The sequence below is a fragment of the Aureibacter tunicatorum genome (assembly GCF_036492635.1).
GTDB classification, from domain to species: domain Bacteria; phylum Bacteroidota; class Bacteroidia; order Cytophagales; family Cyclobacteriaceae; genus Aureibacter; species Aureibacter tunicatorum.
Genome location: NZ_AP025305.1, coordinates 624564 through 647822 on the forward strand (window position 1 = coordinate 624564; position 23259 = coordinate 647822).

General features: G+C 38.2%; 17 protein-coding genes. 15 read left to right on the forward strand and 2 right to left on the reverse strand.

Features of this window, described 5'->3' with window-relative positions:
• The first annotated feature begins 19 nt into the window (after window positions 1-19).
• The 6 genes from AABK36_RS02675 to AABK36_RS02700 all read left to right on the forward strand — a co-directional run bounded on the left by AABK36_RS02675 (window position 20) and on the right by AABK36_RS02700 (window position 10700).
• Window positions 20-3661 carry a S8 family peptidase gene (locus tag AABK36_RS02675; RefSeq protein WP_309937481.1) on the forward strand — a complete coding sequence of 1214 codons (3642 nt, stop codon included), beginning with the start codon at window positions 20-22 and terminating at the stop codon, window positions 3659-3661.
• Window positions 3662-3906: 245 nt separating this feature from the next.
• A complete protein-coding gene (locus AABK36_RS02680; RefSeq protein WP_309937482.1) occupies window positions 3907-4794 on the forward strand; it encodes an SDR family oxidoreductase in 888 nt (295 codons plus the stop codon).
• A 316-nt stretch (window positions 4795-5110) separates the two neighbouring features.
• On the forward strand, window positions 5111-6034 hold the full coding sequence (locus AABK36_RS02685; protein WP_309937483.1) for a lysophospholipid acyltransferase family protein: 924 nt from the start codon (window positions 5111-5113) through the stop codon (window positions 6032-6034).
• 63 nt (window positions 6035-6097) lie between these two features.
• A complete protein-coding gene (locus AABK36_RS02690; RefSeq protein WP_309937484.1) occupies window positions 6098-6778 on the forward strand; it encodes a response regulator transcription factor in 681 nt (226 codons plus the stop codon).
• Entirely contained in the window at window positions 6775-8088 is a 1314-nt protein-coding gene (locus AABK36_RS02695; RefSeq protein WP_309937485.1) for a sensor histidine kinase, read from the forward strand. Before AABK36_RS02690 ends, AABK36_RS02695 begins: the two co-directional genes overlap by 4 nt.
• 161 nt (window positions 8089-8249) lie before the next feature.
• A complete protein-coding gene (locus tag AABK36_RS02700; RefSeq protein ID WP_309937486.1) occupies window positions 8250-10700 on the forward strand; it encodes a TonB-dependent receptor domain-containing protein in 2451 nt (816 codons plus the stop codon).
• A gap of 61 nt (window positions 10701-10761) precedes the next feature.
• On the opposite strand, the gene AABK36_RS02705 is transcribed toward AABK36_RS02700, so the two are convergent.
• A complete protein-coding gene (locus AABK36_RS02705; protein WP_309937487.1) occupies window positions 10762-11646 on the reverse strand; it encodes a ChaN family lipoprotein in 885 nt (294 codons plus the stop codon).
• A 121-nt stretch (window positions 11647-11767) separates the two neighbouring features.
• Between AABK36_RS02705 and AABK36_RS02710 the strand changes: the two genes are divergently transcribed.
• The 9 genes from AABK36_RS02710 to AABK36_RS02750 all read left to right on the forward strand — a co-directional run bounded on the left by AABK36_RS02710 (window position 11768) and on the right by AABK36_RS02750 (window position 21973).
• Window positions 11768-12628, forward strand: coding sequence for a heme/hemin ABC transporter substrate-binding protein (locus AABK36_RS02710; protein ID WP_309937488.1), 861 nt, complete (start codon window positions 11768-11770; stop codon window positions 12626-12628).
• A gap of 33 nt (window positions 12629-12661) precedes the next feature.
• Window positions 12662-13762, forward strand: coding sequence for a FecCD family ABC transporter permease (locus AABK36_RS02715; RefSeq protein WP_309937489.1), 1101 nt, complete (start codon window positions 12662-12664; stop codon window positions 13760-13762).
• Window positions 13763-14578, forward strand: a complete 816-nt coding sequence (locus AABK36_RS02720) for a heme ABC transporter ATP-binding protein (RefSeq protein WP_309937490.1) — start codon at window positions 13763-13765, stop codon at window positions 14576-14578.
• Window positions 14579-14591: 13 nt separating this feature from the next.
• On the forward strand, window positions 14592-15662 hold the full coding sequence (locus AABK36_RS02725; RefSeq protein ID WP_309937491.1) for a hemin-degrading factor: 1071 nt from the start codon (window positions 14592-14594) through the stop codon (window positions 15660-15662).
• 101 nt (window positions 15663-15763) lie between these two features.
• The gene (locus AABK36_RS02730; RefSeq protein ID WP_309937492.1) at window positions 15764-18013 is read left to right on the forward strand and encodes a TonB-dependent receptor plug domain-containing protein; all 2250 of its coding nucleotides are present in this window, start codon (window positions 15764-15766) and stop codon (window positions 18011-18013) included.
• Window positions 18014-18036: 23 nt separating this feature from the next.
• Entirely contained in the window at window positions 18037-19452 is a 1416-nt protein-coding gene (locus AABK36_RS02735; protein WP_309937493.1) for an HmuY family protein, read from the forward strand.
• Between the two features lie 82 nt (window positions 19453-19534).
• Window positions 19535-20773 carry a coproporphyrinogen-III oxidase family protein gene (locus AABK36_RS02740; RefSeq protein ID WP_309937494.1) on the forward strand — a complete coding sequence of 413 codons (1239 nt, stop codon included), beginning with the start codon at window positions 19535-19537 and terminating at the stop codon, window positions 20771-20773.
• Between the two features lie 137 nt (window positions 20774-20910).
• The gene (locus AABK36_RS02745; protein ID WP_309937495.1) at window positions 20911-21492 is read left to right on the forward strand and encodes a helix-turn-helix domain-containing protein; all 582 of its coding nucleotides are present in this window, start codon (window positions 20911-20913) and stop codon (window positions 21490-21492) included.
• A gap of 97 nt (window positions 21493-21589) precedes the next feature.
• A complete protein-coding gene (locus AABK36_RS02750) occupies window positions 21590-21973 on the forward strand; it encodes a hypothetical protein (protein ID WP_309937496.1) in 384 nt (127 codons plus the stop codon).
• Here AABK36_RS02750 and AABK36_RS02755 read toward each other — a convergent pair.
• On the reverse strand, window positions 21962-23128 hold the full coding sequence (locus AABK36_RS02755; RefSeq protein WP_309937497.1) for a hypothetical protein: 1167 nt from the start codon (window positions 23126-23128) through the stop codon (window positions 21962-21964). The genes AABK36_RS02750 and AABK36_RS02755 overlap by 12 nt on opposite strands.
• Between the last annotated feature and the right edge of the window lie 131 nt (window positions 23129-23259).

Below are 23259 nucleotides of genomic sequence, written 5' to 3' on the forward strand. Positions count from 1 at the left end.
AACAATAACATAAAATACGATGATAAGATACTTACGTCTATTCACATTGCTACTTGCGTTTTGCTTTGCAAGCATTGCTCAAGGGCAAAGTCTCAAAGGAGGCTTAAGGTATGTGCCTGGAAAGGAACATATTCTTGTAGTTAAGCTAAATAATTCTGGAGATCAAAGTAGAGGCAAAAACTCGGAGGCAACTCTTGAAGAATATTTGAATGAAGACCTTTCATTAAATGGTGTTTCTTTAAGAAAAGTTTTTGATGAAAGTAGCCCTGAGGCTTTGGATTTTGAGAAAAAAGTAAACACAAGTTCATCCAGAAGCAAAGGATCAGATACATTTTCTTTTTCTGATTATAAGATTGTGAAAATTGAAAATGCCAGCAATGAAGAGTTGTTGGAGATCGCTAAAGAACTCGAAGAGCAAGACTTTGTAGCTTTTGCTGATTTGGTAGCTGAGACATCTCCTGCGCCGCCAGCTGATATTGCTCCGACAACGGATGATATGACGTGGAGACAAACTTATCTTGGAGCCGATCCCGGAGTAAATGCTGAGTATGCTTGGAGTTTGGGAATAAAAGGAAAAGGAATTAAAATTGGTGACATTGAGTATGATGTCAATAGATTCCATGAGGAATGGGTAGATGAAGGAAAAGTAAGTTATGCGGAAGGATTAACGCCTATTCAAACACAATGGGGGCATGGACATGGTACGGCTGTGGCTGGTATTATGGTTGCTCAGCATAATGGCTATGGAATGGATGGGATCGTTCCTGATGCTGAAGAGTTTATACTTTTCGCTGAGGCGAGTGAAGAAGCTGATGCTTTGCATGGGTCTCCATATAATAGAGCTTTTGGTATGCAAAAAGCATTGACTCAGCTTGACGCTGGAGATGTGTTTTTGTTGGAGATTCAGACACAAGGTTATAATCCAGGAGGGGCAGGGTATGAAAAGTATGTACCTGGTGAATATGAAAAAGCTGTATGGGATATGACAAAAGCAGCTTCCGATGCAGGCATTATTGTTGTGGCTACGGGTGGAAATGGTAGCTCTCAAACACAAACAGGAGAGAATTTGGATGCCTCTCAATACCAACCTTATAGAGATAGAGGGCATAGCGGAGCGATTATGGTTGGAGCAGGTAGTTCTGATACATATCATAATAAGTTAGGTTATAGTACTTATGGTTCACGTTTTGATTTGCAAGGTTGGGGACAAGGTGTTGCTACAACTGGAGAATGGTATGGAGATATCAAAGTGGGAGGAGATGAAAATCAAGCTTATAAATATAGCTTCGGAGGTACAAGTGCTGCCGGACCTATGGTTGCATCTTGTGTAGTTGCAGTTCAATCTTTTGCAAAAGAGCGTTTAGGTCGTCTAATGACTGCAAACGAGATTAGAGATTTGTTAGTTCAAACAGGTACTCCTCAATATGCAGGTGATAATGCCCATGTTGGTCCATTGCCTGACTTGAAAGCCGCTTTTGAGCGCTTGCTTCAAGAAAACCCAATAGGTGTTACTATTCATGACATTAAAGGGGGAATTAACAATGATATATATTTGGATAGAGGTGAGACTGTAACTTTGGAGGTTGAGGTTTATAATCATGGAAACTCTACTTTGAGTTCAGCTGATTTAGTTTTGCAGCTGCAAGGTGCTGCAGCCTCTAGTGTTTCAATTACTCAAAATAATTTATCCGCGGTTAATATTCCATCAAAAGGAAGTAAAAAAGTTATTTTTGAGTTGACAGCTGATAGCAATGCTCCAGCGCAAAGCACTTTGACTTTGGTTGTCAATACAACAGCTGGAAATAATACTTTGACAGTTGATAAAGAAATAATCGTAGCTCCAAACCCAAGGTTGGAATGGTCTTCTGACGTATTCGCTGAAGCGGTCTCTAATGATGGCAAAATTAACGATGAAGCTATTGTAATTACTTTGGTATCGGATGAATTCAAAGTGTCAGCAGGGCAAATTCTTGAAAATGGAAAAGATTATACATTGGCTAACTTGCCAAATAGGCTAAAGTCTGTGCTGAAAGTTACAAGTCCTACAACGGCTGAATTGACTCTTGAAGGCATGGCATTAGCTCATCAGAATGCCAATGATGTTTCTGATCTTGCTATTGAAATTCTTGTGGCTAGCTTGAAAAGCGGAGCGACAGGTTTGGAAAATGCTTCTCAGATATTGAATATCGATTATAAAGATGAGTATAAAATCGTGTACATACCAGAACCGGCTGGTGTTGGTTATGGAAATATGGTTGCTAATTCCGGTAGAACTTGGACGCATAGCTATTTAGAGAGAGAAGACAATAGCAACATTTACGCAGATGGTGGAAATAATGGAGGTATAGGTACTCTATATACACCAGCTAATGCGACATTAGAGTTTGAAACATACCAAAAAAGATGTATCGTGGTTCCTAATACTAAAGATTTGGAAAGATTAGGCGATGGGTATTTGGTAACACCAAACGATTCATGGGATCAAGCAGGGAATTATGTTGGACAAATGTTCATGATTTCTAGAGATGGTTACAGAGATTGGTGGGGACAAACGGATTACTTTGGCTTCGAGTTTACTTTGGATGGAGAGAAAGTCATGGCTTGGGTTAAAGCTACGGTGAATAATAACGGTACAGAATTCATTTTAGATGAATATGCATACAATTCAACACCTGGAGGTTCGATTAGAACAGGTCAAACTGAAATCGATCCATTGGTTTCTTATGAAATTGGTGTGTTTGAAGAAAGTGATGCAAATGATGGAAGTATCGGCAATACTGTGTTGGTGAATTTGAATAATGACACATTTGTTAGAGCTTCTGGACAGTTGAACAATACTGAGTTTACCGTTACTGGTTTGCCGCAAGGTTTGATCATGTCTGCGAATATTATAGACAGCAAGCATTTGGAGTTGGTAATTACAGGAAATGCTGCTAATCATGGTGTTGACGACAATGCGACGGTTCAGTTCACATTGAATGATAACGCTTTTGCATCTGGCAATGGTCCAGAAGGAAATACAACAACATTTAGCATAGAGTTTAATGATAATGCTATGTCTCCATCAATTTCATATTCTGATGTTGAGTTTGTAGAGGCTGTGTCAAATGATGGTTCTATTTCTACTGTAATTAATGTTACTCTTGAAGATGATAATTTCTCATCCAAATTGGTTGATTTCACTGAAGGAGTAGAATTTTCAGCTGCAAATGTGCCAAATGGCTTGGAAGTGAATATCTCAGTGACAAGCTTGACTACAGCGGAGATTAGTCTGACAGGAAATGCTTTATCTCATGATGACGTTAATTCGATTCAAAATTTACAAATTTCTTTTGAGAATAATGCATTCGAATCAGATGATGCTGCTTCTGTTGAAAATGCGCAAGGAGTGTTTACTGTTACATTTGAAGGTGAAAATCCGGTGTTGGGAACTGAAAAAGCGAATGAATTCCGAGTTTATCCAAATCCTGTGGATGATGTGATGATTGTTGGAGGAGCTACAGTGGTTAAGAGAGTGGAAATTTATGATATTAGCGGCAAAAAAGTAGCTTCAGTTATTGGTAAAAATGTAATCGAGTGGTCAGGAATAGAGTCTGGTGTTTACAATGTATTTGTGGAAACAGATAAGTCCTCAGGTTACGTTAGAATCATTAAAAAATAAAGAGTTGCAGTGAATATTTAATATTTGCTATAGTTAGAATAATTTCGAAGTCTGCCTTGACAATGTTTCAGGGCAGACTTTTTTGTTTAGTATTTTTATTCAGGTTTCGGAATGGACTGTATTTACCATTTTACGTCTCGATGATGCCATTTTTTTTCTGGTATTTTCATCAATTTTGGGATATCAAATTGCTGAATTAGTTCAAGTATCAGAGATAATCGAAGAAATTCTAAATAATGATAATCATGAAGAAAATACTAGTAATCAATGCGAATGGCTTTCAGGGAAAGGCCATAGCTCAAGAAAGTTTGAAAGCTGGATATGAAGTTAGAGGTTTGGTGAGAAATCTGCCTGAGGAAAAACTGGAGGGGCTTGAATATGTAATCGGAGATTTGAATGACGAAGAGTCATTATCGTCTGCATTTCAAGGAATTGATGGAGTGGTATTGCAGTTTCCGATGGCATTTGATGAGAATGTATTGTCGAAATATGTAGATAATATTGTTAAGGCCGCAAACAAGAGCGAAGTATCTCATATAGTATACAATAGTGGTTCGATAGTGTTGAATGAGCAGGAAATTTATGGATTGAGAAATACAGCTCAGATGATTGAGAGCTTATTGCGAGAAGCAAATTTGCCAATTACATTTTTGCACCCTAGAGTTTATTTGGATAATTTGGCAGCACCTTGGTCAGTGCCGATGATGTTTGCTCAAGGAATTTTAGTTTATCCTATTCCAGGCAATTTGCCTATTTCATGGATTAGTCATATAGATTTGGGCAGGTTTGTTGTCGCTGCGTTTGGCAAGCCGGAGTTGATTGGCGAGTCGATTGAAATAGGAGGACCATCGATTACAGGAAATGAAATAGCCGAGGTGATTAGTGAGGTTATTGGTCAACCGGTTAACTACATAGCTGCCAGTCCCGATGATTTTGAAGCTAATATTTCGCCTATGTTTGGAGAAAGATTAGCAAAAGGTATTTCGAATATTTATAGACACCTTGAAGCCAATCCAAGCACTTATGACTTTGATGCAAAAGAGTATGAAAAGTTAGGAGTTAAGCCTATGGAATTCAAGCAGTGGGCTCAAAATGTGCCTTGGAAGATGCTGAATGAAATTTTTTCGAAGTAGCTTTTTATTTTTGATTGATTACGATATTTTGCGAATAAGGTTTCCATTTGGAAGCCTTTTTTGTTGTCTTTTACAAAGTAGTTTTGTAACTTATAATGTGCTTCATGAGATGTGAGGGAGGATTCGTTGAGCTGATGTGAATATGTTAATGCAATGGATTGAATCGAAAATAATTTTCTAGAGCACAATTCATTGATTTTTTTACATTGACATATGTGCTTGTCTTTATGAGAACTCCTTAGAAGGGATATGATCCAAAAAGCATAATTGCATATCAATGTGAAAGAATTTTTTAGCAATATTAAAATTCTTAGTTATGCAAGCACTTGTTTACGCATTGTTTAGAATGTTCATTTTTGCGATAAGGCTCACGCCGTTTAGGCTGTTGTACGCTTTGTCGGATTTTTTTAGTTGGTTTGTTTTTTCCGTGCTAAAGTATCGAAGAGGTGTTGTTAGAGACAATATTTGGATGTGCTTTCCGGATAAAAAAGAAGAAGAGGTAGACGAGATTGCGGATAAGTTTCAGAAGCATCTTTCCGATTTGATTGTTGAAGGCTTGAAAGGCATTTCGATGTCGGAGTCTGAGTTGAAAAAAAGGTACAAATTTTCGAATATCGAACTGTTGGACGAATATGCGGAGAAGGGCCAACATGTAATCATTGTAAGCGGGCATTATGGCAACTGGGAGTGGGCGTCTTTATTAGTGGAGGCTTATACAAAGCATAAAGCAATCGCTATTTACAAAAAGGTAAACAATAAGTATATTGATCGTTATGTACGTAAGTCTAGATCGGATAGAAACACCCAGTTGATGCCTACCTTTATGACCAAAGACGCTTTTCAAAATGTTCCTTCGGATCCTACAATGTACGTGATGCTTTCGGATCAATGTCCTTTGAAAACGAAAAAAGCCCATTGGATAGAGTTTATGGGTATAGAATCGGGTTTTTTGCATGGTTTTGAATTTCAAGCCAAGAAATACGACTATCCGGTCATTTATTGCGAATGCAAGAAAACAAAAAGAGGGCATTACGACGCTCGTTTTGAATTGATGACCGATTCGCCTAGAGAGTTTATGGAAGGAGAGCTTACCTTCGCTTTTGCCAAGAGATTGGAAAAAACTATTCAAAGCCAACCGGAGTTTTGGTTATGGTCCCATAAGAGATGGAAGCGAAAAAGACCTCAGGATGCTCCTGTGTTGGATTTTGATATTAAGATGGCTAAGGCGGCATCGATATAGCTACAGAATTTATCCAAAATTGCTGCTTATCTTCGTTTTCATATAGGCTTAAAGGCTAGACTTATGAAAATATTGATAGTAGAGGATAATGAAAAACTAATCTTGGAGCTAGAGACTTTTTTGCATGAAGAAGGCTTTTTATGCGAGAAAGCCGAAAATGTAGCTAAAGCTTTGGAGAAGGTGAGTATTTACAGCTATGATTTGATTGTATTGGATATTGGACTTCCCGACGGCTCAGGACTTGATGTTTTAAAGCGAGTGAAAGAAGTTGATCCGGATACAGGAATCTTGATACTCTCAGCCAAGAATTCGATTGATGATAAAATCGTAGGCTTGGATTTGGGAGCTGATGATTATATTACCAAGCCATTTCATAAAGCAGAGTTGAATGCCAGAGTTCGTTCGATATTAAGGCGAAAGAAATTCGAAGGCAATAATGTGATGACTATCAATGAAATCATGCTGGACATCCAATCTAAGGAGGTCAAGATAAATGGGGAAGTTTTGAAACTTACTCCAAAGGAATATGAATTGCTGCTTTATTTCATTTACAATAGGAAAAGGGTTCTGACCAAAGAGAGCATCGCAGAGCATCTGTGGGAAGATAATATTGATTTGGCCGATAGTTTTGATTTTATCTATAGCCATATTAAAAATCTTCGCAAGAAAATGCTTAAAGCAGGATGCGCGGATTATATTCGTTCGGTTTATGGTGTTGGATATAAATTTGATTTGGACAGATGAAATTAATTACAAAAAGCACCCTGTTTTTTTTATTGTTTACCTTGATCGCTTTCGGGATAAGCTTATACTTGGTGGTTGATGAAGCGAATAAATTCAATAATATTTCTCAGCGGTTGGTTTTGAATACTTTCAAGGAGAATGTACGCTTGACTCTTGAGGATGAAAAGTCAATCAATGTATTCAATAAAGTTCCTTACTTTCAAGTTTATCAACTCAAAGATTCTTCAGAAGTATCTCAAGACTTTTTTAATTTTCAGAAGAAAAGAAGAGGACCGTGGCATTATGCTATGAGAAAAGATACGTTGATTTTCTCGGAGCATAGGCAGAAGTGGAAGACTTTCAATAAGCTGACGACATATTTGAAACATGATAATCTTTGGTACGAGGTTAGTGTCATAGTCTATCCCTATCATTATAAACATTTTGTGGAAGAGCTCTCCGAGAGAATTTTTTTAGTATTCGGTATCTTAGCGGGAATTGTCTTGATCTTCAATTATTTCTTTATGAAGAATTTATGGAGTCCTTTTGATCAAATTTTGCAGAGGATGAAAGAATTCAAGATTGGGAGTCCTAGAGAAGGTCCTGTCATGACTAAAAATGGAGTGAAGGAATTCAGGGAGCTTGAAGCTATTTTTGAGAATATGATTTCCAAGATCGAGAGCGAATTCGCTTTGCAAAAGGAATACACTGAAAATATGGCTCATGAAGTTCAAACTCCATTAGCGATCATTCGCGCTAAAATAGAAAAGTTATTGTCCAAAGAAGATGTTATGGACGTAGCCCAAGATGAGGTTTTGGCGATTTATAATGAAATTAATCAGTTGTCAAAGCTAAGCACGACGCTCAACTTGCTTACCAAAATAGAGCATGAGGAATTCAAAGATCTATCTGTGATCAATATAGCCGAATTGGTGGAAAACCAAGTGAATAACTTTAAGGAATTGGCAGAACTTAAAGATATTGACATTAAAATAGAGCTGGATGAAAAGCAACGAATAGAGTCAAATACATTTTTGATTAATATTTTGCTGAAGAATTTGTTGAAAAATGCGTTAAGATATACGGATTCTGGTGGTCAAGTAATGATCCAATCCAATAGAAACCACTTTTGGATAAGCAATAGTGGTAGTGAGCCTGTAGCAAACTCTGAGACTATTTTCGATCGATTTTCAAAACATAGCAAAAAGGGGGGAGAGTCATTGGGCTTAGGTTTGGCGATCGTTAAGAATATCTGCGATCAAAACAATTGGACCATCAAATATGAGTTTGATGTGGAGTTGAAAATGCATTTTTTCAAAATTACCACATAAAAAATTGAATTTGGGCGATTTCTTCAGATTCTCTCCAAATTCAGTTATGATATTTGAGTATCACTTTGAGATAGTATATTCTTGACAGGCCAACGAATGGTCTTGCAAGAATGCTGATTGTGTTTGAAACTCGATATATAATCTTAACCAAACTAATTGAAATGAAAGTTTATTTTTTGCCTTTATTGATCTTGATCTGGGCTTCCAGTTTTTCATTGGCTAATCCAGCAGCTGATGGAAATGTGAGAGGACAGCTTGTGGAAGACGGCACGCAAGAACCTGTTGGCTATGCTTCAGTGGCCATTTATGATCAAAATGAAAAGTTGATGGGAGGAGCTATATCCGATGACAATGGAAACTTTGTCATCAAAGGTCTTGCTCCGGGAACCTATAAGTTAGAAGTAAAATTTGTTGGTTTTGAAACACTTCAAATAGAAAATGTGGTAGTAGGAGCTACGACGACAAGATTAGGGGAAATTAAGCTTGACGCGGCCTTGCAAATGCTGGAAGATATTGAAGTGACAGCATCGAAACCTGAGGTTGAATATAAGATTGACCGAAAGGTAATTAATGTTGATAAAATGGCTACAGCGTTGAGCGGCTCCGCAGTTGAAATTTTGGAAAATGTTCCTTCTGTGGAGGTGGACATGGATGGAAATGTAAGTCTTAGAGGTAGTGGTAACTTTACTGTATTCATAGATGGAAGACCAAGTGTTTTCAAAGGTTCTGATGCCTTGTCGCAAATTCCTGCTTCCATGATTGAAAACATAGAGTTGATCACTAACCCTTCGGCAAAATATGATCCTGACGGTACTTCGGGTATTATCAATATTATCACTAAGAAAAAATCCAGCGGATTAAGTGGTGTGGTGAATCTTAATGGAGGAGTTCCGAGCAGATACGGTGCGGATGCGATGTTTAGTTACAAAGCCAATGAAAAATTCACATACCATTTTGGCGGTGACTATAATAATATGGAAAGAAGAGGCACAAGGTATGCCGAGAATACGACATTTGGAGAAGATACTGTGTTGAGAATCACTGATGGAGATAGAGCAAGGATTAGAGAGTCTTACAATATAAAGGGAGGCTTGGATTTTACTCCAAATGATAATAACAGATTTTCATTGATGCTCGCCGGAGGTAAAAGCGATAATATAAGAGACAACTCTTATATGTATGAAAATTATTATATCAGAAATGGTGTGATGGAGCCAACTGAAAACCCTGTGACTCATAATTATGATGACATGAGGCGTTCTTATCAATATTTTTCAGTAGATGCTGATTATTTGCATAAATTTTCAGGAAGAAAAGGGCATGAACTAAGCATGAGCGTGCACTATGGATACTCTGAAGGAGATGAAGATAATATCACCTTGGCTTATAGCGATGAAACAAACAGCAAGTTTGGAGAGCCGGGACGTAGAGGTTTGGAAAGTAGTATTGGTCACGAATTCAGGTACAAGCTTGATTATGTACGACCAATTGGAGAGAATTCTAAGCTAGAAGCTGGTTATCAATTGCGTATGGATCTTTCAGATGAGAATAATGGAAACTATTCTAAAGCAGAGGTTGATTCGGATTGGGTTTTGAATGAAAAGTTCAGCTATCAAAACGAGTTTACGAAGGATATACATGCCATTTATGGTACTTATTCTGGCGAGTGGGATAAGCTGGGCTATCAATTGGGAATACGAGGTGAGTATACATTTAGAGAAACGAATTTGATTAACGTTGGTGAGAGAACAGTCATTGAAAGATTTGATTGGTTTCCTACCGCTCACTTTTCATATCAGTTGCCATCAGATCAACAGTTGATGGCTAGTTATTCCAGAAGAATCAACAGGCCTTCGAATTGGTGGTTGGAGCCGTTTCCAACATTTATGGATGCCTTCAATGTGAGAATAGGAGATCCGGGCATAGAGCCTGAGTATATTGACTCGTTTGAGTTGGGGTATACCAAAACGTTCAGTGCTTTTAGTTTATCGGCAGAAGGATTTTTCAGACAAATAAACAATAGAACAGAATTTGTAAAAGAGATTTGGGATGATGAAGAGGCTAATCCTAATGGCGATATTTTCATGAATACCAGAACGAACGTTGGACAGGAAAGAAACTATGGATTGGAATTAATGGTGAATGCCGATCCGCTTAAGTGGTGGAGCTTTAATTTGTCAGGTACAATTACTGGCTTTACCATTGATGGATCGTATAAAGATCAGGTTTTTGATCGACAAGACTCTTATTTCAATTTCAGAATGAGCAATGACTTTCTTTTGACGAAAACGACGAGATTGCAAATCGCTCCAGTTTATACTTCAGGAAGACAATCAGCCCAAGGCTATAGAGAAGGTTTTGTGATGGTGAATATGGCCTTAAAGCAAGATTTTATGGATAAAAAGCTATCAGCAACGTTACAAGGCAGAAATATCCTGAATACTTTCAAATGGGAGTCGACTTCCAATGGTCCTGACTTCAATTCCATGATGAGATTTGAGATGATGCCAAGCTTTACATTCTCTCTTACTTATAGAATTAACAATTATCGTAACAAGCGCTCCGGCAAAGGAGGCAATGGTGGTGGAGAATCAGGTGGATTCGATATGTAATTATTTCCTATCAAATAAAGAGATAAAGCTCGCTGTTCATTGAATTAGCGAGCTTTTTTATTTAATCTCTTGTATAGGAACGAGTCATATCATTGGGAATGCATAGGATATAGTCCGCTTGGTTATGGAACTCTTCGTTGAGCTTTTCGATATCATCTTGCAATACTGTGCTGATAGTTACTACTTTTAGATCAGGATTGGCTTGTTGTAGGTACCATACTATACCTTCATGGTTTTTGGAATGATAGTCGCCATTGTAATGAATGAAAATATCCTCTTCTTTTAAATTTTTGAGAATAAAGTAAGCCATTGTCGCGTCTTTTACCGCTTGAGACTTAGGCAAATTTTCACCGCCATGACCTTTCATCATACCCATCATGTTTTTATAGCACGGAAGTTCCAAGTCAATTTCGATAGGCAATGGAGCGATGTAGCTTTTAGCTTCGTCGGATAGACTGTCCAAGTAATTGATTCCTTTTTTGTATACCAAAGAAGCGTATCTTCTAGGAATATTCGTCGCAACGAACTGGAGGTTATTGGTTTTTGCGTATTCCAATAAAGGCCTGTAGTCAGTTTTGTATTCATCCCAAAGACGGGCTTCTTTTTGAAAACTTTTTTTGCTGATCAGTTCTGAGAAGTACTCATCTATTAGCAATTGATCATCGCTTTCGAACATTTCAGCGCCTACGATTACTTTATCTCCTTTAGCTTTATGAAGGCTTTCAAGCACTTTGAATTCCAGCCAGTGATTGATCGTGTTGTCATGCAGTTCGCCAAACATAACCACATCCGCATCAGCTAACTCTTTCATCATCTTGATGTATTTCGCTTTCTTTCCTTTTGAGTCAAACAATTTATAAGCTTCGGGATTTTGACCATTTGCAATAGCAGTAAACCCAAAGGTTAAGCATATGATCCAAAACAAAACGGCATTTTTGTAAGTCATTGGTTTATAGATTTTTATTCATTTTGAAGAAAATTTATGAAACAAATATATAGATTTTATTTGGATTTAATCCAAATAAAGTAAACATTTGCAATGTCGATTTTTTAATCAACTTAAGAAAATGAGAAAACTAACGTATTTAATAACCCTTCTACTAGCGGTTTTTGTTGCGGAATCGTGCAGTGAAAAAAAGAAAGAAAACACAACTGATGTCAATCAGGCTCAGGAAAGAATAGTTTCAATAGGCGGTCAAGCCACAGAGATATTGTTTGCACTAGGCAAAGGAGATCAAGTGGTCGGTAGAGATGTTACCAGTGTTTATCCATTAAGTGTAGCTTCTATCCCATCTGTTGGACATTCAAGCTCAATCACAGCCGAAGGAATCTTGGCTCTGACTCCAAGTGTGGTTGTTATGCCTGAAGGAACTTTGAATGAAAAAGTAGAGTCGCAATTAAGTCAAGCTGGTGTTGAAGTAGTTAAGATAGGAAAGACAAAAAGCTTGAGTCAACTGAAAGCATCCATCAATACGCTTGGAAGTAGATTTAATGAAAATGACAAGAGCGCTGAGCTTGTAGGCAATGTGGAAAAAGAAATAGCTTCTGTTAGCAAGGTTGAAGATTCTCCAAAAGTGATGTTTATATACTCAAGGGGGCGTGGAGCTATGACTGTAGGAGGCAAAGGAACATTCGCTGAGGAAATAATTAGTCTTGCGGGAGGTAAACTGGCGGTTGAGAATTTGGAAGGCTTTAAGCCATTAACGCCTGAAGCGTTAATAGAAGCTGATCCTGACTATGTTTTGTTTTTTGATACAGGTTTGCAGAGTGTTGGAGGAGTGGAAGGCGCTTTGGAGATTCCTGGCATGAAAGAAACTTCAGCAGGTAAAAATGGTAAAATCATTTCAATGGATGGTTCTTTGCTGGCAGGTTTTGGCCCTCGTTTGGGACAAGCAGCGTCCGAGCTGTCCAAGAAGATAAATTCATAGGTGAATTTTTTATAAAATAAGTAAGTTAACGATATGTCTGAGGGAGGTCACGACCTAGTGGAGAATGTAATTGTAGAGACGAAAAGTTATAATCGAAATGCCATAGTCATTATCGGCTTAGTTGTGGCCTTAGTAATCGTTTTCTTTCTTTCATTGACTGTCGGAGCTGTCCCAATTGGAGCTTTGGATGCTTTCTGGATAATACTGGAAAAACTAGGCTTAGGGACTGACTTTGGCGATTATGCGCATCAGCAGGAAGTGGTGTTGATGTACATACGTTTGCCCAGAATCGTTCTGGGAGTAATCGTGGGGGGAGCTCTAGCGATCACCGGAGCGGCGATGCAAGGTCTATTTAGAAACCCATTGGTGGAGCCTGGTTTGGTAGGAGTCAGCAGTGGGGCCGCGCTTTTTGCAGTGGTGACGATAGTGTTCAGCTCCGTATTTGGTGATGAAATAGCTTCTTTTCTAGGTGCTTATATGTTGCCGGTAGCGTCATTTATTGGAGGGCTTTTAGTAACGATATTGGCTTATAGGCTTAGCCAGCGAAGTGGAAAAACTGATATTGCTGTTTTGATTCTTTGCGGTGTGGCGATTAATGCCTTGGCAGGTTCCTTGATCGGATTGGCGATATTCTATGCGGATGACGAGGCTTTGAGAAGTTTCACGTTTTGGAGCATGGGTGATTTGTCCGGAGCGGATTGGAAATCCATAGGTTTTGTCTTTTTATTGGTGATTGTTCCATGCGTGGTAATTCTGAGACATTCCAGCGAACTCAACGCTATTGCTTTGGGAGAGATGGAAGCTTATCATCTAGGCATAAATGTGGAAAAGATAAAAAGAATTCTTGTAGTTTGTTCAGCCATGGCAGTAGGGTCTTGCGTGGCATTGACAGGTATGATTGGCTTTATAGGCCTTGTTGTTCCGCATATTATAAGATTGGCATTGGGCGCTGATCATAGGTTGGTTCTTCCTGCATCGATACTTGGCGGTGCGGTGCTTCTGCCTGTAGCGGATATGTTGGCAAGAACAATAGTATATCCCGCGGAGTTGCCTTTGGGAATTGTTACCTCCTTAGTTGGAGCGCCATTCTTTATGTATTTGTTGGTTAAGACTAAAAAGAGAAACGGAATATAGATGCTTGTTGCAAGTGATGTTACATATGGTGCAGGTTCGAGAGAAATTCTTAAAGGACTTAATTTAAGTGTCAAGCCAGGTGAAATAACAACGGTCTTGGGACCAAATGGTGCTGGCAAATCCACTTTTTTGAAAGCCATTTCGGGAGAGTTGGTGAATGCTAAAGGTGAGGTGACATATAATGGCAAGAAAATGAAAGGCTTGCCTGTTGCTCAGTTGGCAAAGACCAGAGCTGTGCTTTCCCAGAATTTTCAAGTGAGTTTTCCATTTAGCGTGGAGGAAATAGTCATGATGGGAAGAATGCCTCATAAAAAGTCTGATGAAGATCACGAGGGCATAGCAAGAGAAGTAATGAATATGACGGATGTATTGAAGTTTGCGAGTAGAAACTTTAATAGTCTGTCAGGAGGAGAACAGCAACGAGTTCAGTTGGCGAGGGTTTTGTGTCAGTTGGCAGGAGACACAGACACTCCTAAGTATTTGCTTTTGGACGAGCCGACTTCTAATATGGACTTAAGCCAACAACAACAAGTTTTTGAAATAGTGAAAGAGGTTTGCGGTAAGAATATTGGAGTATTCGCTGTGATACATGACATAAATATAGCAAGCAGGTTTTCAGACAAGATGCTGTTTATAAAGTCTGGCGAACAAGTAGCATATGGAGCTACGGATGATGTATTTAATAAATGTGTCATAGAGAGTACATATTCTCATCCAGTTAGGATGTTGAGATGTCCGGACACCAAGTGTCACTTTGTCATGCCGGAAGCATGTGGAAGACACAAGAATATGAATCAATTAAGGAAAACAATTTAATCAAACATAAGACATGGAAAATATTGTCGATAACCTACAGGCAAAAGCGGAAAAGATAAAGAAGGATTGGGCGGATTTGTTAAATGAAAACCCAAAATTGAGAATAAGAGATGCCGCTAATCAATTGGAGGCCAGCGAAGCGGAACTTTTGGCGACAAAAGTGGATGGCGAAAATGTTATCCGTCTTGAAGGAGCATGGGATGAGATGGTGAAACGATTTCCCGCTTTCGGTCAAGTGATGTCAATTACAAGAAGCGAAGGATGTGTGCTTGAGCATAAAGGAGCATTTGAGAAAATAGGCGTTTTTGGGAAGGGAATGCATCATATGGGGCAGGTTATCGGACCTATTGAGACTAGATTGTTTTTTCACTCTTGGAAAAGCGCTTTTGCTGTTAAGCAACCGCACGTGAGAGGCTTTCAACAAAGCGTTCAATTTTTTGACAAAGCAGGTGACGCAATCACTAAAGTTTACTTGAAGGAAAAAGGAGATCAAGAGGCTTTTGATAACTTTATTTCAGACTATACAAGCTCCAATCAGGACGCTCATCAAGCGGTAGAGGAAATGGCTGAGCCAGCGACTTTGGCTTTGGAAGAAGTGGATGCCGAGGCCTTGACAAAAGGATGGGACGAGCTTCAAGATACTCATGACTTTTTCAGCTTGTTGCGCAAGCATAAAGCGCATAGATTGGATGCTTTGAAAATTGTTGAAGGAAAGCATACTTATCAAATTGATCCTGCGACTTTGGAGAGCATGTTGAATGTTGCCTCTGAAACCCAGATGCCAATCATGATTTTTGCTGGAAACAGAGGTAATATCCAAATACATCAAGATGTCGTAAAGAAGATTTTCCCTATGGAAAACTGGTTGAACATTATGGATCCTGATTTTAACATGCATTTGAAAACGGATTTGATCGATACAGCTTGGGTCGTGAAAAAGCCAACCAAAGATGGTGTGGTTACATCCATTGAGTTGTTTGACAAAGATAGAACATTGATCTGCCAATTTTTCGGTTTGAGAAAGCCGGGAAGTCCTGAAAGAGAAGATTGGAGACAAGTGGTTTCTGATCTTGGGCAGAAATAAGATATTATGATGAATTCATAATAATAATGTGGTGTTTGCGCCGCTTCTGAGTAAGTGGCGCTTTTTTTAAACTCCTTTAACTGGAATTAGTCTTAATAAAAATGAATTTTAGAGCAATAACCTCTTTGGCAATGATGTTGTTCATCGCAACAAGTTTGGCGGGACAAACCATTACAATCTTGGATAAGGGAACTTCAAAGCCTGTTGAAGGGGTAATAGTGGCGGGACAGTCTGAAGGCAAAGGCAGCTTTTGCTTATTGACAGACTTGAGAGGGAAGTTGGATGTGGAGATAGAGCCTCCATATTTGCTTACATTAAGACATATGTCTTATGAAGATATTGAACTAAATATTTCAGATACAGAGGATGTGGTTGTTAAGATGGCAAGAAAGGATATGCGATTAGATCCAGTAGTCGTAACAGCTCAGACAAGCCCCCAATCTGTAAGAAATTCAGTATACAAAGTGAAAACTGTGTCAGCGGCAACCATTGAGAAGATGGGGGCGGTGGATTTGGAATCAGTGCTATCGAATCAGTTGAATATTAGATTTGAGCAAGATGGGGCTACCGGCACGTCGAACATCAGCATGATGGGTATTTCAGGTCAAAATGTGAAAGTTTTGATTGATGGGTTGCCTTTGACCGGTAGATCTGGTGTTAATAATGAAATAGACCTTAATCAGATCAATTTAAGTACTGTTGAAAGAGTGGAGGTAATTGAAGGACCGATGGCCGTTAATTTTGGTGCTGATGCATTGGCGGGAGTTATAAATATCATTACCAAGAAAGACGCTAGAGACAAAGTTAACGTGGGAATCAGCTTGCAAGAAGAATCTGTTGGAGATGAATATGGCAAAGACCAAGGCTTGAGACGTCAAGATGTGAATCTAGGGTATAGAATTACAGATAATTTATTTGCAAGCATAGCAGTTGGTCATAATGATTTTAATGGCTGGAAAGATGGAAATGAATCCAATAGATCTCATTTGTGGCTGCCAAAGGAGCAGTGGATGACTAATGGATTATTAAGGTATAGATCTCATCGATGGGATGTGTTTTACAAGTTTGATTATTTGGATGAGCAAATTGACAACTTGGGAGAACCAAACCCAATCAATAATATGGCATTTGATCAATTGTTTGTGACTAATAGGTGGAATCATCAATTGCAAGCTAATATTAATATTAACCGTTACTGGTCGTATAACGCTTCATTCGCGTTTCAAGACTATGAGCGAACGACTATTTCTTATAATTACAATACTGAAACAGGTGAGAAAACAACTTCTGAAAATGGGAATGATGACAATGATATCGCATTTCAGATGTATACGGCAAAGGGAACATTTAATAAAAGAGGAAGCATAGTCAACTATCAGTTTGGTTATGATATTAATATTGAGCAAGGAACAGGAGCTAGAATTGACGCTGGTAACACTCAAAGTATTGAAGATTATGCTCTTTTTGCAAGTGCGGAGATAATGGCATTGGATGAACGATTGAAAATTCGACCAGGATTAAGATATGCATATAATAGCAAGTACAATGCACCTGTCACTCCTCAGATCAATGCTAAATACAATTTAACAGAATCTTTGCATTTAAGAGCTAACTATGGCAGAGGTTTTAGAGCGCCAACCTTGAAGGAGCTTTATTTCGATTTTGTGGATTCCAATCATAATATTATCGGCAATCCGGATTTGCTACCGGAAACTTCAGACAATGTGGGGCTGGGCTTGTCTTTTGCCAAAGGATTGAGTAATGATTTGGTTGTTAATGCTTCAGTTAATGGGTTTTACAATAAGGTAAATGATAAAATAGAGTATATAGTAGATCCTGAAAATCCGCAAGTTACTACCTTAGGAAATATTGGATCTTATAAAACTCTAGGGGCGAATATCGATCAATCTGTTTCTTATAAAAGTTTGCATGGAACTGTTGGTTTTGGTTATATCGGAGTTTCCTATCAAGATTTGGATGATCAGATAATTTATTATCCTGAGATCAACGCATCGGTTTCCTATACATATTCACCTTGGGATTTGAATATGTCCTTGTTCTATAAGTTTAATGGAGGCAAGCCTTTTGTAACGCAAGCTGAAGCTAGTGAAGAATATGTGATAGATCGATTTGAAAATTATCACACCATGGACTTTACTATGTCTAAAAGTTTAGTTGGAAGCCTTAAGCTAAACGCAGGTATCAAGAATATTTTTGATATCAAAGACATAAATACATTATCAAATACTAGTTCTGGTGGTGCTCACGGAGGAGGTGCAAGCCGAATGGTCGGGTATGGAAGATCTTACTTTGTCTCTTTGAAATATAATTTCGCTTGGAATAAAAAATAAATATATAATTTAACTACACTAAAATGTACAAATTTAGACAACTATTACTACTTGTAGTATTGACAGCAATGTATTTTCTATCAGGATGCTCTAATGATTCTAGCAACGATATTAAAGACCCTGATTTGACAGTGCAATTTGCCTCTTCAGAACTAGGTTTTCCTGAAGATGAACAAGAAGCCGTAATTGATTTGGTTTTTCAAAGAGCTTTGCCTGAGGCTTCTGAAATTGAAATTAGCTTTGAAGAGTCGAACTTGACTTATGGTGTGGATTATATTACTGAGCCAGCTGCTGAGGCAGGAATGATCACACTTCAAGCAGATGCAGGAAACACGAGTATTTCGTTTAAAGTAATAAAACAAGTAGATTTTTATGAAGGAGACGAGACAATTGATTTTACATTGATTTCAGCAGGAATTGGAAATGTAATAGGCGATAGAGACGCATTGAAGCTGACATTTGGCCAAATTATTTCGGAAGGTTCTGAGTTAATCGCCGATATGGGTGGCTCTAACCAAACACATCAGGTATATATTCAACTGAGCGCTAATAAAATGACAAGGACAGCGAATGATGCATGGGATTATGCGTTTTACAATGGCGACATGAATGTAGTTAAGCTGAACTATGCCATTGGCGCAGGAGCGATTTCGATGGAAAAAACAAACTTCGAAGATATTACAGCAGATGATATTGAGGCTGCTAAAGCCAAGCTTCCTGGCAACTATGCAGACCCTGGCACATCAGTTGACAATCCAAATGGAGATTTGAACGATGTCGCTTTGAAAAATATTGGATCGGATGAAGCTTCAAGCGATATTTATTTAGTCAAGCTGGGAACAACAACTGACTATTCTACAGGTGCTCCTGTTACTGTTGTAAAAGCATGGCAATTGGTTCAATTCGTTAATACTGGTTCTGGTTATAAAATGACTTACTCTGATGCGGATGGAACATGGACGGATACATCTTCGATGGATGTAGCGAAAGAAGGAAGCGAGAATTATGTGTATGCTTCTACTCAAAGTGCTTCATTGGTTACTGTAGAACCAAGCAGATCAACATGGGATATAGCATTTACAAGAATGACAGGTAGAACTCAAAATGGGCCAAATGAAGTTGCGGCAGGTTATAAAGATTATGTGATTCAAAATCATCTTGGAAGTATAGAAGTAGCTAAGGTTATGATAGATGAAAGTGCTGACCCTAATGAGGCTTTTAATAGTTTTACAAATGCTGATGTTGAGGGGTTAGAATTTGGTAATGACCAAAATACAATAGGAGATGATTGGCGAAGCTTAAAAGGATATGAATTAGTTTTAAATACGGACCGATTCTATATTGTTAAAGATCAAAATGGTCTGATGTACAAGTTAAGATTTACAAGTCTTGGCGAGAATGAAAGAGGTTATCCGCAAGTTCAATATGTGCTCTTGTAATTTAATAGGTATTTTGTTTTTCCAATATATTCGATTTTTTATTCCTCCTCTATATTAAATAGGGGAGGTTTTCATATTTATTATGATGACAAAAAAAGATAAACACCATTCAAAAGAGGCGAGTTCAAATCACTCGCATGGCATGAAGGCGAAGGCGACATTAGATGGGTTGTTATCGCTGTTGTCTCAATCTCCAGATAAAGACAGAGAAAGAGCTGTTTATTTTCATACGCCATTTTGCGCATCCCGATGTACTTATTGCCCATTTTATAAATACACTACTTTAAAATCAAAAGGCTATGACAAGCATGTGATAGAGATGAACAATATGCTTGGGAAAATGCCCTATATCAAAGAGCAGCCTTTTGAAATATTCTTTTTTGGAGGAGGAACCCCAACGTTGCTTGATGACAGCTCAATGAAAAAAGTATTGACTTCCTTCAATGAAAACTACGCATTCGCCGATGATTACGAGTTTACTGTTGAAAGCACAGTAAGGCATTTGACAGATTCCAAAATATCATTGCTGAAAGCTCATGGAGTAAATAGAATTAGTCTTGGCATACAAGCCTTTGATATAAAGACAAGGAGAATGCTTGGTAGGCCAAGCTCTGAGGAGCTTATTTGTGAAGTTGTCAAAAAAGTTCAAGATAGCGGGATGAAGCTTAGCATCGATTTGATGTATGGATTGCCTGGACAGACTACAACTCATTTTGAGGAACAAGTAGGGAAGGCTATTGATTTTGAACCAGATAATATCTCGATGTATAGGTTGCAGTTGATAGGAGATCTGCCAATCGCCAAGATGATTCAAAAAGGGAAATTACCAAATCTGCCGGATAAAAGCTTTATAGCGCGGATGCAATCAGCTGGAATTGATGTGGCGGCTAGCCAAGGTTATACGCAATGGAATATTAAAAATTTCTCTAGGGAAAAAAATGCTCCTTGTCGATATACGCAAAAGACAATTAAAGACAGGGATTTGATACCTGTCGGTTCCTCGGCTGGCGGTAAGATTGGGGATTATAGACTGTTCAGTCAAGTTGACTACACTATATTTTCTGAGACTTTGCAAAATGGAATTTTACCTTATTTGCACTGTATGGAGAAACCAAGAACAGTTTCAGAGACTATTTTAGGCATATTGGAGGGAATGAAAATAGATAAAACAGCATTAGATTATTTCCTTAAGAGTGAAGCTGTCAACAAGAGTTTCGAAAGATTATTGTTGGAAGGTTGGTTGAAGACATTTGAATCTGGTATGAAGTTAACCAAGAAAGGGGTGTTGGAATTTGAACAATTAAAGCACTTTTTTGAATGATCTTATTTTTGGTTTCCTGTGAGTCCTTGAAAATTTAATTTTATCTGTATCGTTATTTTTTAATCATTTAATATTATATTCACCTTTATAAGTAGGGAAATTAATGAAATCATATCTTTAAAGGTAAAAAATATTAAATGATTAAGGACGGTAGTTTAAGTAGGATAGGGAAAGCAATCAAGGAATTGCGGAAAATGCGAAAGATGAGTTTACAGGAAGTTGCCGAAAAAAGCCAAGTAACAGCTGGTTTATTGTCTAAAATTGAGAACTTCAAAACTGTACCTTCGCTTCCCGTTTTGTTTCAGATTTCCATGGCATTGGATGTGAAAATGATGGATTTAGTAAGGGATGTTAATCCCTCGGATACGCCTAAGTATCTGTTGATTCGCAAGGATGAAACAAAAAAAGAAAAAAATGTGGAGGCTAAAGGCCTTACGTATGAAACGTTGTTTAGCCAAAGTTTTAGCAATTCAAATTTGGTGCTGAAAGTGGTATCGGTTTCTCCCAAGACATACAGAGAATCCTACAATGAGGATGCATTGGAGTTGGTGTATGTTTTGAGCGGGGCAGTGACATATGGCATTGACAAGGAGGAGGTGCTAGTTGAAGAGGGAGACTTCTTGTTTTTCGATGGCAGCTTGTCACATTCAATAGAAAATAGGGATGGAGCGCACGCTAAAATGATGAAAATGTATGTGCAAAATTTGGTCAATAATTAATATTTAGACCATTTTGTTGTTGTTTTAATCTCCTGCTTTTCATGGGAACTTAATAGTCGGAATCATGTTGTATTCGTGACATAATATTGTATTGCCTATGAAAACTGAGACGATTAATATCAACGGAGTCGAGGGTAAGTTAACTGAGACCGCTCGGCTCAAGCAGCATTTTGTTTCTATAGAAATGTCAGAGCCTTTTCCGTTGGAAGAATTAGAGACCTTTATAAAGGAAAAATATCACAAACCGTTCCATTATCATACTATAACTGACACTATAGAACATGGCAAAGTGACATTTTATACGACCTTTTGGCGAGAATATATAGATAAGAATGATTTGCTGGCTATGTTGACACAGATTTCTAATAGAATTGAAAATACAGAATATGTAGATCATGCCCTTCAGGAATCCATACAGTACCTTGATGATGACCAAAAAGTCCATTTGGCCAAGGTTTTGAGTGAATTGCTAAGTTCCTGAGTGACCAAAATATCTGTAAGAATAATGAGCAAGGCCTCTGAGCAGGTCTTCGTCAAATAATTGAAAATCAGAGTACTTCATTTCTGTTTTGAGTACTCTGACAACTTCTTCTACTTTAGCTGAAGCAGGCTTATGTTGTTTAAGTTTCGCATGCATTAATTGCGCAGCTCGTTTAGCCAAGGTTTGATATTCATCGTCAGCTTTTTCAAGTTCTTCGGGGCTTGCTGTATCCGCGGTTTGAGCGAGGTAAGTTTTAAGGTTGGTGCCTTTCATGCTCTCAGGCGAAAACATTTCGATGTACATAAGATAATCCTCATCTTCGTCTTCCTCCTCCATTACTGGTCTCGATGTGTGCACGCTTTTTTTCATTTCATATATATTCATATAGGCTTCATGAGCTAAAGCTCTAAGCACCTTGTTTGGCACAAATGTATTGTATTCTTCTCCGAGTGATTTTAGGCGAGATTCTACATTTTGTATAGATAAAGAAACTCTATCGTCGACAGTCATTTGGGGGCCGATGAGTGAAAGCTTGTTCAATAGTTCCTCTCTCATGTACCTGACAGCTAATTTTTGGAAGACTCCATAAATCTTCTCCGCAGGATAACTTTGTTTTTCTTCATCAATAGGTTTTATTCCAATTGAGTCCAGCTGTTCATCCATTTCGTATTGAATGTGATTCATATACTTTTTGTATTCGGGATTTTCCGGATGTGGTGTCATGAAGTGACATGCCAAAGGATCTTTTTCATCGTATTTTGTTTGCAGCGATACGACAGTGCCGGAAAACGAAGGCTCATCGATTTCTCCTTCATTGAGCAATGGATCGCTTTCGTTGGAATAATGGTGTTCGGGGAATTCCTCGCTAAGAAAGGGGTTGCCTTTTCCTTTTGGAGTAACATCTATCATCTCAAAAGGACTTAATTCATCGCTTGCTTGAGCTAGAGGAACATCGGGTGGAGTTGGTATGACAGTATGGGATAAATCTAGGCGCGGAGGCAATTTGGATTTTATTCTTTCCAACCATGCAAAATCGACTTCATCGGTTCCAGCTTGTCCGTCTTTGCCTTTGTTTTTTTTAGCTTTATTTTTTTTAGCCATTCGATAAGCTCGTTTGGCTTTGTCTCTCTTTAAAGTTGCATACTTCCCAGGCATAACATATTGATTTTTAATGTTTTTTAACGTTTGATGTCAGTGATAGGTAATACAGTATAAAGGGGAAAATCTAGATTATTTCATGAAGTTTCGTTAACTAAAATTATGTATAATTGTTATAATTATTAACA